The 15548-nt window shown below is 39.6% G+C and carries 12 protein-coding genes; 11 read left to right on the forward strand and 1 reads right to left on the reverse strand.

Features of this window, described 5'->3' with window-relative positions; translation table 11 throughout:
* Positions 1 to 129: 129 nt before the first annotated feature.
* Positions 130 to 1026, reverse strand: a complete 897-nt coding sequence (locus tag FS608_RS20615; protein ID WP_144554469.1) for a LysR family transcriptional regulator — start codon at positions 1024 to 1026, stop codon at positions 130 to 132.
* A 301-nt stretch (positions 1027 to 1327) separates the two neighbouring features.
* Between FS608_RS20615 and FS608_RS20620 the strand changes: the two genes are divergently transcribed.
* From FS608_RS20620 to FS608_RS20670, 11 genes are all read left to right on the forward strand, one after another.
* On the forward strand, positions 1328 to 2374 hold the full coding sequence (locus FS608_RS20620) for a YeiH family protein (protein WP_144554470.1): 1047 nt from the start codon (positions 1328 to 1330) through the stop codon (positions 2372 to 2374).
* A gap of 583 nt (positions 2375 to 2957) precedes the next feature.
* Positions 2958 to 3743, forward strand: a complete 786-nt coding sequence (locus FS608_RS20625) for a sulfite exporter TauE/SafE family protein (protein WP_144554471.1) — start codon at positions 2958 to 2960, stop codon at positions 3741 to 3743.
* A 34-nt stretch (positions 3744 to 3777) separates the two neighbouring features.
* The gene (locus tag FS608_RS20630) at positions 3778 to 4986 is read left to right on the forward strand and encodes an NAD(P)/FAD-dependent oxidoreductase (RefSeq protein ID WP_144554472.1); all 1209 of its coding nucleotides are present in this window, start codon (positions 3778 to 3780) and stop codon (positions 4984 to 4986) included.
* 57 nt (positions 4987 to 5043) lie between these two features.
* A complete protein-coding gene (locus FS608_RS20635) occupies positions 5044 to 6474 on the forward strand; it encodes an MBL fold metallo-hydrolase (RefSeq protein WP_144554473.1) in 1431 nt (476 codons plus the stop codon).
* 232 nt (positions 6475 to 6706) lie between these two features.
* Complete coding sequence (locus FS608_RS20640) at positions 6707 to 7891, forward strand: MalY/PatB family protein (RefSeq protein ID WP_144554474.1); 1185 nt, start codon at positions 6707 to 6709, stop codon at positions 7889 to 7891.
* Positions 7892 to 7951: 60 nt separating this feature from the next.
* On the forward strand, positions 7952 to 9391 hold the full coding sequence (locus tag FS608_RS20645; RefSeq protein WP_144554475.1) for a sigma-54 interaction domain-containing protein: 1440 nt from the start codon (positions 7952 to 7954) through the stop codon (positions 9389 to 9391).
* 205 nt (positions 9392 to 9596) lie between these two features.
* Positions 9597 to 11075 (forward strand): amino acid permease, encoded by a 1479-nt coding sequence (locus FS608_RS20650; protein ID WP_144554476.1) that lies wholly within the window; start codon positions 9597 to 9599, stop codon positions 11073 to 11075.
* A gap of 95 nt (positions 11076 to 11170) precedes the next feature.
* Positions 11171 to 11548 (forward strand): RidA family protein, encoded by a 378-nt coding sequence (locus FS608_RS20655; RefSeq protein WP_144554477.1) that lies wholly within the window; start codon positions 11171 to 11173, stop codon positions 11546 to 11548.
* Between the two features lie 90 nt (positions 11549 to 11638).
* Positions 11639 to 12634: a D-cysteate sulfo-lyase gene (gene cuyA / locus FS608_RS20660; protein ID WP_144554478.1), complete on the forward strand. Its 996-nt coding sequence runs from the start codon at positions 11639 to 11641 to the stop codon at positions 12632 to 12634.
* Positions 12635 to 12848: 214 nt separating this feature from the next.
* Positions 12849 to 14024: a MalY/PatB family protein gene (locus FS608_RS20665; RefSeq protein WP_144554479.1), complete on the forward strand. Its 1176-nt coding sequence runs from the start codon at positions 12849 to 12851 to the stop codon at positions 14022 to 14024.
* Between the two features lie 128 nt (positions 14025 to 14152).
* On the forward strand, positions 14153 to 15310 hold the full coding sequence (locus FS608_RS20670) for a trans-sulfuration enzyme family protein (protein ID WP_144554480.1): 1158 nt from the start codon (positions 14153 to 14155) through the stop codon (positions 15308 to 15310).
* Positions 15311 to 15548 lie beyond the last annotated feature (238 nt).

Consider the following 15548-nt stretch of genomic DNA (forward strand, 5'->3'; position numbering starts at 1 on the left):
GATGCTGATTAAATAAGTGCTGCTTATTCAATCAGCATTTTTTTGCGTACCCAGCAAGCAGGGTTGTTACTATCTGTTGCAGGTAAAGAATGGCGCCCTATTGTATAATGCAACAAAACTGCAACCACTTCATAAATCAGGGATGGCCTTATTACTTTCTCTTACTAGTTCTAAAAATAAACTTAACGCTTTAGTCTGGAAGGGGGATCGTAAAACAATTGAAAATTTCCGTATAAATGGAAGTTGTTTTACGTTTATGACATTTAAAGAGCCCATTGAACATTCCTTACGAATCGCCCAGTAAGAAAGAAGACTAACACCAAGACCTGCTTCTACAGATTCCTTAATCAGTTGTGTACTTCCAAACTCCAATGTTTTTTTCGGAATGATCTCACATAATCTGAACATTTTCTCAGTTACTTCTCTAGTTCCAGAACCATTTTCCCTGACAATCCACGTTTCTTCCTCTAATTCTGATATGTTAATTTCACCATTTTTTTGTGCCAAGCTATGTTTTGGCGATGCCACCAGATACATGGAATCTTCTGCAAAAGGTTCGATTCCTAAATTTTTATCTTTGAATTCCCCTTCCACAATTCCCACATCTAATTGGTGCTCCAAAACTAATTTTGCTACCTCTTTTGTGTTCCCAATCGTAATGGTTGGAGTGATTAATGGATATTTCCTATACATTTTTGCAATAACATGCGGCAAAACGTATTCCCCATATGTATAACTGGCACCAATTGAAAGAGGTCCACTTGATTTGTTGGTTAGATCATCTATCAAGTAATGCATTTTTGTATAGAGACCTAATATCTCTTTTGCGTGATGATAGACAATTTCCCCAGCTTTATTTAAGCGTACAAATTTATTACTGCGCTCCAATAATTTTGTCCCCATGGTACGCTCAAAAGATTGAATATATTGGCTTACTGCAGGTTGAGTCATATGTAATTCTTCTGCTGCACGTGAAAAGTTTTCCATCTCTACCACCGTTACAAAGACTTGTAACTGTTGATCCATTTTTATCAACCCTTTTACAGTTTATTTTTTATTATATAGTTTTACTTATGATAAGTATCATAAATAATTATTTTTCTTATGGATAGAAAAGGTTTAGTCTGAGATTGTTAATAAAGGCTATTTTTGCATAGAATTTTGTTTTTCGTATAAGTTCATCAACCCGTATAACTAGATGCTTCGTGGCATCTTTTCGTAAGAACATTTGCGAAAATTGCCTAGAAACTTAGTAAATGACCCTTATTAAATTCCAAAAGCAACAAAGTTTACGAAAAGAGCCTTAATAAATATAGGTGGTGATGAGATGGAAGCGCAATACACTAGAGTAAATAAAGAGCCTATCCAACCCCTAAAAAAAACCTCATCTTTTGGCCAATGGATCGGTGGAATTGGCTTTACCTTTATGATTGCCTTACTGGGCTACTTATTGGCAAAAACGCCTGGATTTGATCATGTTGGTCAACTAGCATCCGCGATTGTGATCGCAGTCATGTATCGGCAATTTTTTGGTTACCCTGAACTCCTCCGTTCAGGTATAGGATTTTCTTCAAAAAGATTATTACGGTTTGCGATTATTTTGTATGGACTTAAGCTCAATATAGGTACGGTTTTACAGGATGGTTTAGGATTACTTGTTCGAGATACTGGGGTTATTATCTTTGCTATCTTGGTAACAGTATGGCTAGCTCGATTGTTGAAAGCAGATAAAAATATATCACTTCTACTTGGAGTAGGTACAGGGGTGTGTGGTGCGGCAGCCATAGCTGCGATAGCACCAATTATTAAATCAAAAGATGAAGATACCGCAATGGGTGTTGGTATTATAGCTTTAGTTGGGACGATTTTTGCGATTTCTTATACGATATTACGGCCCTTTTTAGCGTTGTCAGACATAGATTATGGCATTTGGTCAGGAATTAGCTTACATGAAATTGCTCACGTAGCCTTAGCTGCAGCACCAGGGGGACAAGATGCACTAGCTATTGGTTTACTTGCAAAATTAGGTCGAGTGTTTTTACTTGTTCCACTGTGCTTTCTTTTGATGTATATCATGAAAAGGAAAAGGTCTAGGGACGAATGTTCTGAAACGAAGGTTGAATTTCCATGGTTTTTAATAGGGTTCATTATCATGAGCATTATTGGAAGTTATGTTCTTGGTACAACTATTCCAGTATCAAGTGAATTTATGAATGGTATTTCCAAGCTTACTACATGGTATTTAACAGCAGCAATGGTCGGACTCGGATTAAATGTAAGTCTTCAGGATCTTTGTACGAAAGCATTAAAACCGTTAATCGCGATGGGGATTACATCTATCTGTCTTTCCATTCTAGCTTACTTTATTGTATAAAAATGATTGTTTATTATTGAAAACTGAAAGTTAGTTGTATATCTTAGGGCCTGCTAATTCATTCTCTTATTCAAGAATCTGGCCCTTTTATGGAATAAGGAAGTACGATTTGTTCCCTTCTGAATTTTCCTTGAAACCTTTGTTTTGGGATTTTTTTCTCAAGGGGAATTAAGGGTCAGTTAGCTTTAATATTGATAATGCAAAAAAGCTTGAGGACAAAAAATTTTTCTCAAGCTTTTTTTATTTCTAGTTCATTAGCTTGATGGGTAAATGGTGCTATCCCTATCAGAGGTAACACAATAACATGTTCTTGTATGCTATTTCAGTTATACGAAATCTAAAAAAAGGTTTATCACAGATGCAAAAATAGTTCCTAGTTCTAGGAAGAGTCTAAGCTTGATGATAAAGGATTTTTTAAAATGAATGATTCAAAATTGAGAATTTTCAAAGATTGAGGTGCGCAAATCAAGCAGTTTTACAGAAGAAATCAGTTGGCATGGTTCTTGCAATATAAATGATAAGTAAATAGAGAAGGGAGGGAGGAGATGAATCACCAGCTACTCTGTGAGAGTCTCAGAAAAGAATGACAACATTACAAGTATTCCTTTCCATTTTTTCTGGAACGATTGTTGGATTCGTACTTGGTTTGCTCGGTGGAGGTGGATCTATTCTTGCGGTTCCTCTTTTGCTTTACGTTGTCGGTATGAAAGATCCTCATGTGGTCATTGGTACGACAGCGTTAGCCGTAGCTATAAATGCCTACGTAAACCTTATTCCACACTCACGTGCCGGTAATGTGCAGTGGAAGGAAGCAATTGTTTTCGCCATCCCTGGTGCCCTGAGTGCCTATACAGGATCAATGATTGGAAAGTTGGTACCTGGGAAACAGTTGTTGTTTCTTTTTGCCATTCTGATGATTGTTATGGCTGTAAAAATGGTTTCGCCAAAAAAAGAGGAGAGTAGTCAAGCAGACAATCTTAAGAATCAAATTAAAATGCCACAGTTGATCATCATGGCGATCCTGGTGGGATTGTTATCCGGATTTTTCGGGATTGGCGGAGGATTTTTGATTGTTCCTGGCTTGATTTTTGCGGCCAGAATGCCAATGATTGCGGCAATTGGAACTTCTTTGGTATCAGTCGGTACATTTGGACTTACAACCGCAGTGAGTTACAGTTTTTCCGGCCTCATAAACTGGTGGGTTATGTTGGCGTTTGTTGGAGGCGGAGTTGGCGGTGGAATGGTAGGAGCAAGACTTGCGGCACGCTTAAGTAAGCAGCGGCGCACACTCCAGTATATATTTTCCGGTGTCGTTATGTTCGTCGCCATTTACATGCTGATTATTAATGCTGAAGCCTTAGATTTGTGAACTGCTTTACTAAAATGGAAATGAGGAAATAAGAATGCCAAAGGTGAAGGATGAGACACATTACAAAATTTTGATTATAGGTGGTGGGAGTGCTGGAATTACAGTTGCAGCCCGTCTCCTGCGTGAATCACACAGCCTAAACGGAAATATTGCCATCGTTGAACCCGCAACAAAACATTATTATCAGCCATTATGGACGCTTGTCGGAGCTGGCGAAGCGGATAAAACGGTGACACAAAGGGAAGAAGCATCCGTTATTCCGAGTGGAGCCGTGTGGGTGCAAGATGCGGTTACAGAATTTCAACCAGATGAAAATGCGGTTGTAACAGCATCTGGAAAGAAACTGTACTATGAGTATCTAGTTGTTGCTGCAGGGATTCAAATTGATTGGCATAAAATCAAAGGGTTAAAAGAAAGTATTGGAAAGAATGGGGTATGTAGTAATTACTCTTATGACTATGTTGATAGCACATGGGAAACGATTCGCAACTTCAAAGGAGGTACTTCCATCTTTACGAATCCGAATACTCCGGTGAAGTGTGGTGGAGCCCCTCAAAAAATCATGTATTTGGCGGATGATTATTTCAGAAAATCAGGAGTGCGCCCACACTCTTCAGTTATTTTTGCTTCAGGCAGCCCAAGCATATTCAATGTGAAAAAATATGAACAGGCACTTAACAAAATAATAGAACGAAAAGAAATCGAGACATGGTTTATGCACAATCTCATTGAAATCGATGGTGAAAAAAAGCAAGCGACATTCGAAAATCTGAACACACAAGAACGTGTAAATATCCAATATGACATGATTCATGTGGTACCACCAATGAGCGCCCCGGACTTTATTAAGAATAGCCCGCTTGCGGCAAGTAATGGTTGGCTGAATGTAGACAAAAATACGCTGATGCATCAATGCTTTGACAATGTTTTTGGCATTGGGGACTGCACCAACCTGCCTACGTCGAAAACGGGGGCTGCGATTCGTCAACAAGCACCCGTACTTGTGAAAAATTTACTTCTTCGGATGCGAGCCAAACCATTGGTTCATCAATATGACGGTTATACATCATGCCCGCTTGTTACCGGATATGGACGGCTTATACTGGCCGAATTCAATTATGATTTACAGCCGCAGGAAACCTTCCCGATCAATCAGGCACGCGAGAGGTACAGCATGTATGTATTGAAGAAAAACTTCCTTCCCGTTATGTATTGGAAGGGAATGCTCAAAGGTAGGATGTAATCATGTTTCTGATGGTCATAACAAAACAAAAGCAAGCGCTTAAAAGGAGGATGACTGATGTTACTCAAATACTTTTATGATGAGAAACTGGCTCAAGCTTCATATCTGGTGGGATGTCAGGAGACCGGAGAAGCGATCATTGTTGATCCATCACGCAATATAGAACCTTACATAGAAACAGCAAGAGCACATGGTGTTCGGATTGTGGGTGCAACGGAAACACACATCCACGCGGACTTTTTGACTGGTTCGCAGGAGCTAGCTTCCAGGCTGGGAGCCACATTGTATTTTTCTGATGAAGGAGGACCGGACTGGAAATATGAGTACGCAACTGGGTATGAACACTTTTATCTTAGAAATGGAGATGTTTTTGCCATTGGAAATATCCAATTTGAGGTGATGCATACACCAGGACACACACCTGAACATATTTCGCTGCTTGTAACAGATGGCGGTGCATCTATCAAGGGCCCAATCGGCATATTTACCGGAGATTTTGTGTTTGTCGGTGACGTGGGGCGTCCCGATTTATTAGAAAAAGCCGTAGGGGTACGAGGTTCCTCAGAAAAAATGGCACGCATGATGTATCGGTCACTAAAGCAGTTTAAAAAGCTTCCTGACTATCTGCAAGTATGGCCAGGACATGGAGCGGGCAGTGCCTGTGGTAAAGCGTTAGGAGCAGTACCTTCTTCAACCATCGGCTATGAAAAACGGACAAATTGGGCATTGCAATATGAGAACGAGGATCGTTTTATAGAAGCGCTGTTGGCTGGACAGCCGGAGGCACCCCCTTATTTTTCAATGATGAAGCGGTTGAATAAAGAGGGGGCACAGCAAATCCAAAGGATGGCAGTACCGCTTCGTATGGATGTTTCGATCGGTATTGTGCAGGAATGGGTGAAACAGGATATGGTCATTGATACGCGTCCAGCCAGTGATTTTGCTGCCAAGCATTTACAAGGCGTGATGAATATTCCTTATAATAAATCATTTGTAACTTGGGCCGGATGGCTGCTGAATTATGATCAGCCAATCTATCTTCTAGCAACCAATACGGATGTGGCAGATATCGTGAAGGATCTCCAGTCCATTGGATTGGATGATATCGTTGCCACAATGGATCCATGTGTGATGGAGCTGCTAGGTGAATCTGATTCGCGTGGAATGAAATATGAAGAAGTGACATTGGATCAGGTAGAGGGCGCAATTCAAACAGAAGGCATATATGTACTTGATGTCCGAAGTAAGGGCGAGTGGGAAGACGGCCATATTCCGCAGGCGAAGCACGTGATGCTCGGTCATCTGCAGGAACAGGCACACACCATTCCGCATGATAAACCCATTTTAGTTTATTGCAAAACTGGCGGAAGATCTGCTATCGCTGCAAGCCTTCTGCAAGTTCATGGTATTAAAGACGTACAAAGTCTTGTGGGTGGTTATGAGGAATGGAGAAAACAGGAAAAGCTGCGAACCACTAGAGATTTTTAAATGAAATCTTTGAACTTTATCATCTATGCGAAATATTTACCATGTTTGCAAACTTGCCAATGCTTATAATGAAAACGTTTATAAAATTAACATTCTCAGTATTCGGAATTCAATCAAAAATTCTATAAAAATAAGGCGATTTTATTAGGGGAATAAGTTGGCATGAAACTTGCTTGTATAAATGACGTAAAGAGTATTATGCATAAGCAAACATGAATAGGAGAGATACTTCATGAAATATAATTTTGACCAAGAGCTCTTTCGCCTGGGCACTGATTGTGAAAAATGGGATCATCTTAAAAATCAATTTGGCGTAAAGGATGTTATTCCGATGTGGGTGGCTGATATGGATTTCCAGTCTCCCCAACCTGTCATCGAAGCGTTAAAACAGCGGGCGGAGCACGGTGTTTATGGCTACGGGCTAAGATCAGACTCGTATATGGAATCCATTGTTGACTGGATAAAAAGAAGACATCGATGGTCCGTTAAGAAAGAATGGATTACCCACAGCCCAGGCGTAATTCCGGCCTTATCGCTTGCGATTCAGTCCTTTACGAAGCCAGGAGATAAAATTATTATCCAACCGCCTGTATACCATCATTTTGCCCGTGTGATCCAAGCGGCCGGCCGTGAAATTGTAAGCAATCCGCTTATGCTTGAAAATGGGCGTTATTCCATGGATTTCGAAGACTTGGAGGCAAAGATAGATGCAAAGGTAAAAATGTTAATTCTGTGTAGTCCTCATAACCCGATCGGAAGGGTATGGAGCAAAGAAGAATTGACGAGGTTGGGACAGCTTTGTATAAAGCACAACATTCTCATTGTAGCGGATGAAATTCATTTTGATTTTGTTTATAAGACACATACTCACATTCCTTTTGCTTCTATTTCAGAAGAGTTTGCGAATCACTCCCTTTCCTGTATTGCGCCAAGCAAAACTTTTAACCTAATGGGTGTGCAGACGTCGAGTATTATTATTCCAAATCAGCAACTGCGCGATAGGTATAATCAGGAACTTAATACAATATCCATTGGCTCGCCAAACATATTTGGCGTTGTTGCGTTAGAGGCTGCTTATCGCTATGGAGAAGAATGGCTGGATCAGCTCCTTGAATATTTGCAGGGGAATTTGGAGTACACTCTGAGTTACTTCCGCAACAACATCCCGCAAATCAACGTCATTCAGCCAGAAGGTACATACCTTGTATGGCTGGATTGCCGGGAATTGTGTTTTTCAGTTAAAGAACTGGATGAATTTATGTTACAGAGAGCAAGAGTTGCAATGAATGAAGGACACATTTTCGGTAGGGAAGGTGAAGGATTTATGAGGCTAAATATTGCTTGTCCGCGTTCGATGTTAAAAAATGCGCTGGGTGGAATAGAAAACGCTGTCGCTTCTTTATGTAAGGTTCATTAAGTTATTTTGTGATGATGTCTATTATTCCATATAACAAACGCTATAGGAGAGGAGGATCATATGGCAGGCTTTATTGGCATACAGCAGTTTATTCAAGACTACACGGAGAACACGGCAGAAATCCTTGGTTTGGATATTACTGTACTTGATGAAAAGGGCGTTCGCATTAGCGGGACCGGCTATTATAAAGAGCTCATTGGCAAAGCGGCTCCGGAAGGCTCCTTTTTCAAAATGATATTGGAAACTGGAGAGCCTGGAGTAATCTACAATGTAAAAAAAGATGAGTCCCAATGTATGAAGTGTCAATTCGTTAATCAATGCAAAGAACTCGCCACCATTGGATTTCCTATTGTAAAGCAAGATAAACTAGTTGGCGTCATTGGCATGATTGGTTTTTCTCATAAACAAAAGGAAAAAATGATTATAGAATCAGAGAAGCTGATACGTTTTTTAAGCAATGGTAGTACATTGTTAGGCAATAAGTTAGCGATGCTGGACCTTGGTAAAGAAAAGGGATGTAAAATTCAAGAGGATATCCCGGTCCACCAAAATACCATTTCTTTTGAAAACATTCTTGGTAAAGATTCTGGGCTTCAAGATGTGATTAAAAAAGCAAGAAGGATTATAAACAGCCCATCCACTGTCCTGATAAGGGGAGATAGCGGTACGGGGAAGGAATTATTAGCCAAAGCGATTCATTTTGAAAGCAAGCGCCGAACGTATCCATTTGTAGCAGTCAATTGCGCCGCCATACCTGAAAGCTTATTGGAAAGTGAGTTGTTTGGTTATGAGGGGGGATCATTTACCGGTTCAAACCGGAATGGGAAAATAGGAAAATTCGAATTAGCGGACAATGGAACTATTTTTCTTGATGAAATTGGGGATATGCCTCTATTCTTGCAACCCAAATTATTACGGGTTTTACAAGAAAGAGAGATTGAAAGAATCGGTGGAAAAAAAGCAATCGGGATTAATGTACGGGTGATTGCGGCTACTCACCGAAACTTGGAAGAAATGGTGCAGAAGGGCACTTTTCGCGAGGATTTGTACTATCGTCTCAATGTCATTCCCCTCCATACTAAATCCTTACAAGAGCGGCGTGATGATATCGCCTTGTATCTCGAACATTTCATTCAAAAACATTGCAGGATCATGCAAAGGTCTCCACTGAGACTTGACCCTATGCTAGAGCGATGGCTTATACGTTATGATTGGCCGGGGAATATAAGGCAGTTGGAAAACGCCGTAGAATATATGGTCAATATGGCTGAATCAGATATGATCGGCTTCCATGATGTACCTGATTATATACTTCAACAGGATCGTCTCTCTGTCGAGAGTAGAGGAATGAGTTTAGAACAAATGATTTCAGAATATGAAAGAGATGTAATCCAGAGCTACTTCTTAGCTGAAAAATATGATAAAGAACAAATCGCCCGGGAACTACAAATTAGCCTGTCTACTCTTTATCGTAAGTTGGAAAAATATAATTTATGCTAACTTCATAAAAAGGTAATTGAAATGAAAGCGGGAGAGTGCTTCTATCATTTTCCCGCCTGGATTTTTAGAGAGGGGTGAGGACAAAAGAAGCAGGAGAGCTACGATTTAAAATAATTGAAATTTCCAAAAAGACTCATGAGAGATTAACAGTCTGATGAGACAATACAAATTGCATTTGAACTATGAGTAAATAGGGGGACATGCTATGGGGAAATTAGAAGCAGAGCTAAGTAACGTATTAGAAGAGCGAAAATCAAAAGGATCATTACAACGGCAGCTGAAATCTAGACATTTAACGATGATGGCTATTGGGGGCGCTATTGGAACGGGATTGTTTGTATCCAGCGGATCAACGATAAGCACTGCAGGGCCGGGCGGAGCGCTTGCTGCGTACATTGTGGTCGGCATTATGGTCTATTTTGTCATGAATAGTTTGGGAGAGCTATCGGCCTTTTTACCGGTTCCAGGGGCCTTTGACATTTATGCCTCAAAGTATGTTGATCCTGCGTTTGGCTTTGCGTTAGGTTGGAACTATTGGTATACAACCGCGATTACAGTTCCTGCTGATTTGGTGGCCTCTACCCTTATAATGAAGTATTGGTTCCCACACGTACCGTCTCTCTGGTGGAGCGCACTATTTCTGGGGTTGCTGCTAATCTTAAATATTTTATCAGTCAAGGCATTTGGGGAATCTGAATACTGGTTTGCCGGTATTAAGGTCATCTCGATCATCGTGTTTCTCGTTATTGGGGTTGCCATGATTTTTGGAATTATGGGAGGACATGCGGTCGGGTTCAGTAACTTTACCCAAGGAGATGCTCCTTTTCATGGTGGGCTTATATCTATCTTTAGTGTAATGCTCGTCGCTGGTTTCGCGTTTCAGGGAACCGAAGTAATTGCGACGGCTGCTGGTGAAACCGATAATCCTTCGAAAAACGTACCAAAAGCGATTCGTTCAATCTTTTGGCGAATCCTCATCTTCTACGTATTAACGATTTTTGTAATTGGCTTGATTATTCCTTATACAGATCCGAACCTACTTAAATCCGGAGTTAAAAATGTTTCTATCAGTCCCTTCACGCTTGTTCTTCAAAGAGCTGGTCTGGCATTTGCGGCTTCAGTTATGAATGCCGTGCTCCTTACGTCTGTTTTATCGGCAGCTAATTCAGCAATGTATGCGTCTTCACGTATGCTATGGGCATTGGCGAAAGAAGGAAAGGCACCACGCATCTTTGGACGGCTTAACCGAAGGGGAATTCCCATGTTGGCTCTGTGTACGACGGCGATTTTAGGACTTATCTCCTTTTTGGCTTCCCTTTTTGGAAATGGTTCGGTTTTTATTTGGCTGGTAAATGCTTCAGCTCTTACCGGATTTATCAAGTGGTTAGGTATTGCCGTCAGTCATTATCGTTTTCGTAAGGCATATGTGGCACAAGGAAGAGATTTAAATGAATTGCCGTTTAAAGCCAAATGGTACCCGCTAGGTCCGGTTATCACGCTGTTATTTTTTGTGGTTTTCATTCTTGGACAGCATCTTTTTTCCGGACATCAAGTTAGCTGGGCAGAAATTCTTGCGACATATATTGGTCTTCCTATTTTCTTGCTTCTCTGGCTTGGTTATAAATTCATTAAGAAAACAAAAGTTGTTCCTCTGATGGAGTGTGATTTTGAGCGCAAAGAATAGTGGGAAAGCTGTATGTAAGGTACAGTGCATATTTTCAGAGGAGTATTAAACACAATTAAGTTTAATAGAATTACATAAAAAAAGAGGTGGTTTTTATGATAAAAGAAACAATCATGACCAAACAAGCTCCCAAGGCTATCGGTCCTTATTCACAAGGTATTAAAGCAGGAAATGTAGTGTATACTTCAGGGCAGCTCCCGATTCATCCTGAAACCGGAGAAATGCCTGATAATATTGAGGAACAAACAAGGATGTCACTCGAGAATCTCAAGCAGGTTATAGAAGCGGCGGGGGCAAGCTTACAGCAGGTAATAAAAACAACGGTTTTTTTAAGAGATATGAATCATTTTGCCGCGATGAATCAAGTATATGGAGAATTTTTTTCCGTGAATTATCCGGCTAGAAGCGCGATTGAAGTTGCTCGTTTACCAAAAGATGCTTTGATTGAAATCGAAGCGGTTGCTATGACTTAATTATAATAATTGAAAAGAGAACGTCAGATTGATACTCTCTTTTCTTAATTTACATATGGCTTTAAACAGAGGATACAGGAGGAGATTAATATGAATTTAGCACAATTTTCTAGACAACGATATACTCCAACATATACACCCATTGAGAAATTACATCATTTTTCTGAAGTTCTTGGCGGCCCTTCGATTTATATTAAACGAGATGATTTACTTGGGCTGACGGCGGGTGGAAATAAAACAAGAAAACTAGAGTTCCTCGTTGCCGATGCATTGGAAAAAGGCGCGGATACGTTAATTACATGTGGAGGCATTCAATCAAATCATTGCCGTTTATCGCTGGCCGCTGCCGTTAAAGAGAAAATGAAGTGTATTCTCGTATTGGAAGAGGGGCTTTTAACAAATTCTGAGCCAGATTTTAATGGTAACTATTTTCTGTATCATTTACTGGGCGCTGAAAAAGTCAAGGTTGTACCTAATGGGACAGACTTGATGAAAGAAATGCTGGAAGTAGCAAAAGAGGTAACGAATGAGGGATATAAACCTTATATCATTCCGGTTGGGGGATCGAATGGTATTGGTGCAACGGGATATGTTGCTTGCGCTCAGGAGATTTTGGCACAGTCCTTTGATCAAGGAGTCAATATGAATGCTGTTGTTTGTGTAAGCGGTAGCGGGGGAATGCATGCAGGTTTGGTGACTGGCTTTTATGGAAATCAAAGTAAAATACCGGTAATCGGAATAAACGTTAGCAGAGGAAAAGTGGAACAAGAAGAGAAAGTTTTTCAGCTTGTTAAAGAAACTTCAGCACATATCGGCATTCCAAATTCAATCCCAGATGAGGCTATTACGTGTTTTGATGAATATGTCGGACCAGGCTATGCTTTACCTACGCCTGAAATGGTGGAAGCTGTCAAGCTCATGGCAAGAACAGAAGGAATTTTGCTGGATCCGGTATATACAGGTAAAGCAGCAGCGGGACTCATTGATTTAATACAAAAAGGCACCTTAAAGCCGGACGATAACATCCTGTTTGTACACTCTGGCGGAGCCCCAGCGTTATACGCCAATACTTCGCTCTTTTATTGAAGTTTAAGAGGGAAGTGCACCTATTCATACGGGTGGTATTTTTGGATAGATGAGAAAATTAATATGTTATATCAATCGATTTAAAAAGTGTCTGTTGATGGACATATCTTCAGATGTGTCCATCAGATTAAAAAAAAGAGTTGTATGAATGAATTTAGTTTGCAAAAAAATGTAATCATATACAAAAATATCTTGAAAAATGAGAGGGAAATCTATGTTACACAACTTTGATGAATCTATAAATAGGATCGGTACTGATTCGGATAAATGGGATAATGAAGGGAAAGGCGGCTTATTAATTCCACTGGGGATTGCTGACACCGATTACAAGGCTCCACGTGAAGTGTTAGATGCGGTAAGGAAAAAGGTCGACTTTGGAGTCTTTGGTTATGGAAATTTTCCTCATGAACGATTTACTAGTGCTATTAAAGGTTGGTATGGGCGCCATCATAAAATCGATATTCGAGATGATGAAATTAGTTATGCACCAGGATTAATGACAGGTGCTCTATGGATGTTTTTGGATGCTTATACGAATCCAGGAGACAAAGTCGTGATTCAACCTCCAGTCTATGCCACCTTTAAAAAGGTAATTGAAAATTTTAATAGAAATGCTGTCGATAATCCATTAAAGTTCCGAAATGGGAGTTATGATATTGATTTTGAAGATTTAGAGATTAAACTAATGATGCCTGATGTGAAAATCCTCCTTGTATGTAATCCTGCTAATCCCATTGGACGAGTTTGGACAAAAGAAGAAATGAAGAAAATGTACGATTTATGTCGAGAGAATAACGTGATTATTATAAGTGATGAAATTCATAGTGACATGATCCACAAAGGTTTACGTTTTTACTCCTTTTTAGAGATTTGTGAGGAAGAGGATAATAATGTTGTGGTGATGAACTCTCCAAGTAAAACCTTCAATTTAGCATCTTTCTTTAGTGCTTATGTTATTATAAAAAACAAAAATTTGAAGAAAGCTTTTGACGATATTTATGTGAAATATCACTTCGATTATAACTATTTAGGGGTTGAAGCTTTAATAGTTGCTTATAATGAATGCGATTATTACGTGAATAAATTAAATGAATATTTACGAAGCAATATTGTTTTTGCTATTGAGCATATCAATAAAAATTTACCAAAGTTAAAAGTTCAGTATCCTGAATGTTCCTATTTGCTATGGATTGACTGTGAAGAGTTAGGCTTAAATAGCGAAGAATTAGTTCAATTTTTTGAAGATTCTGGAGTAAGAATCAATGCTGGGAGCATGTATGGAAAAGAAAGCGATAATTTTGTGAGGGTGAATATTGCTTGTACAAGATCTTTACTAGAACGTGCTTTAAAACAGCTAAAGGAAAATTATGATAAAAATGGTGGGTTTTAAAAAAATTAAATGGCGAGGTCAGTTTATGAGAAGACATTCGCTTGAAGCAGTAAATATGTCCCTAAAAAAATAACGATTTTTTTAGCTCTTTGTCATCCAGATTACTAAAATTAGGAGGCGTAATAATCATGAACTATTCATCTAAACTAGTTAAAGTAAATAAAGATCCAGGGCATGGCTCACACATCTCCCCTGTTTATATGACTTCAACGTTTGTTTTTGATAATGCAGAAATCGGAGCAAAACGCTTCGCAGGAGAAGATCCAGGATTTATGTATTCACGCTTGGGAAATCCAAATGTACGAGAGCTAGAAGAGAAGGTAGCGGCATTGGAATTTGGTGAAGGTTGTTTGGCGTTCTCATCTGGGATGGCTGCTATAACTGGTTGCCTTTTGGGTATTTTGCAGGCAGGAGATCACGTTGTTGCACACACAGCGTTGTATGGGGCGACGCACGCATTTCTAACCAAAACGGTAAAGAAGTTTGGAATTGATGTAACATTTGTACCATTTAAAAATGGGGAAGAGCTTGAACCACACATTAAAGATAGAACGAAAGTGGTCTACTTTGAAACACCTTCCAATCCTACTCTTTCCTTAGTGGATATGAAAAGTGTAGCAGCGATCGCCAAGCAAAAGGGGATCTTGACCGTAGTTGATAATACGTTTTTGTCCCCATATTTGCAAAATCCTATTCTATGTGGAATTGATATTGTCGTCCACAGTGCAACAAAATATTTGTCCGGTCATGGATATCTTATTGGTGGAGTAGTGATTTCCAGTAAGGAAATTATTGATCCGATGAGAAAAGAAGTGCAGAAGACTATGGGAGCAAATTTGTCCCCAATGGATGCATGGCTTCTCTGTCAAGGGATACGTACATTACACATTCGTATGGATCGCTCACAAGAAAATGCACAAATTTTGGCTGACCGCTTGGAAAAACATAAGGCTATAGAGAAGGTTTATTTTCCAGGACTAGCAAGTTTCGAAGATAAAAATATTATGGAGAAACAAATGAAAGGTCCTGGAGCAATGATTTCTTTTGTCTTGAAGGGGGGATACGAAAAAGGTGTTAAACTTATGAATTCAGTAAAATTGTGTACTTTAGCAGTTTCCCTTGGAGACATAGGTACACTAATTCAACATCCAGCTTCGATGACACATGCGATTATCCCTAAAGAAGAAAGAGAAAAAGCTGGTCTCAATGATGGACTCGTTCGTTTTTCGGTTGGAATTGAAGATGTGGAAGATATATGGAAAGATCTCGAAATGGCATTAGGATAACGGATGGTATCAGGATCCTTTTGTCCAACTCTATACGGGGGAAGCTCTAAACTCCGGGCATCCTCCCGGGATTATCCTAGTTTATCCATTCATTTACACACCAAGGCACTAGGGCGAGAAGTTGTAAACAACCCACTTAAATTTTAAATAAAATTATCAGAATAATATAAAGATATAAATAAATTTAAATATTTTTAATAGTATAATTCCTATTGCTTGTCCAAACATTCTCAGAAAA

The sequence above is a fragment of the Bacillus sp. X1(2014) genome (genome assembly GCF_007678255.1).

What these genes read in the sequence shown, in the direction of transcription:
- FS608_RS20625 (WP_144554471.1), top strand. Translation starts at nt 2,958, where the DNA reads ATGACAACATTACAAGTATTCCTTTCCATTTTTTCTGGAACGATTGTT.
- FS608_RS20665 (WP_144554479.1), top strand. Translation starts at nt 12,849, where the DNA reads ATGTTACACAACTTTGATGAATCTATAAATAGGATCGGTACTGATTCG.
- FS608_RS20630 (WP_144554472.1), top strand. Translation starts at nt 3,778, where the DNA reads ATGCCAAAGGTGAAGGATGAGACACATTACAAAATTTTGATTATAGGT.
- FS608_RS20635 (WP_144554473.1), top strand. Translation starts at nt 5,044, where the DNA reads ATGTTACTCAAATACTTTTATGATGAGAAACTGGCTCAAGCTTCATAT.
- FS608_RS20650 (WP_144554476.1), top strand. Translation starts at nt 9,597, where the DNA reads ATGGGGAAATTAGAAGCAGAGCTAAGTAACGTATTAGAAGAGCGAAAA.
- FS608_RS20620 (WP_144554470.1), top strand. Translation starts at nt 1,328, where the DNA reads ATGGAAGCGCAATACACTAGAGTAAATAAAGAGCCTATCCAACCCCTA.
- FS608_RS20615 (WP_144554469.1), bottom strand. Translation starts at nt 1,026, where the DNA reads ATGGATCAACAGTTACAAGTCTTTGTAACGGTGGTAGAGATGGAAAAC.
- FS608_RS20655 (WP_144554477.1), top strand. Translation starts at nt 11,171, where the DNA reads ATGATAAAAGAAACAATCATGACCAAACAAGCTCCCAAGGCTATCGGT.
- FS608_RS20640 (WP_144554474.1), top strand. Translation starts at nt 6,707, where the DNA reads ATGAAATATAATTTTGACCAAGAGCTCTTTCGCCTGGGCACTGATTGT.
- FS608_RS20645 (WP_144554475.1), top strand. Translation starts at nt 7,952, where the DNA reads ATGGCAGGCTTTATTGGCATACAGCAGTTTATTCAAGACTACACGGAG.
- cuyA (WP_144554478.1), top strand. Translation starts at nt 11,639, where the DNA reads ATGAATTTAGCACAATTTTCTAGACAACGATATACTCCAACATATACA.
- FS608_RS20670 (WP_144554480.1), top strand. Translation starts at nt 14,153, where the DNA reads ATGAACTATTCATCTAAACTAGTTAAAGTAAATAAAGATCCAGGGCAT.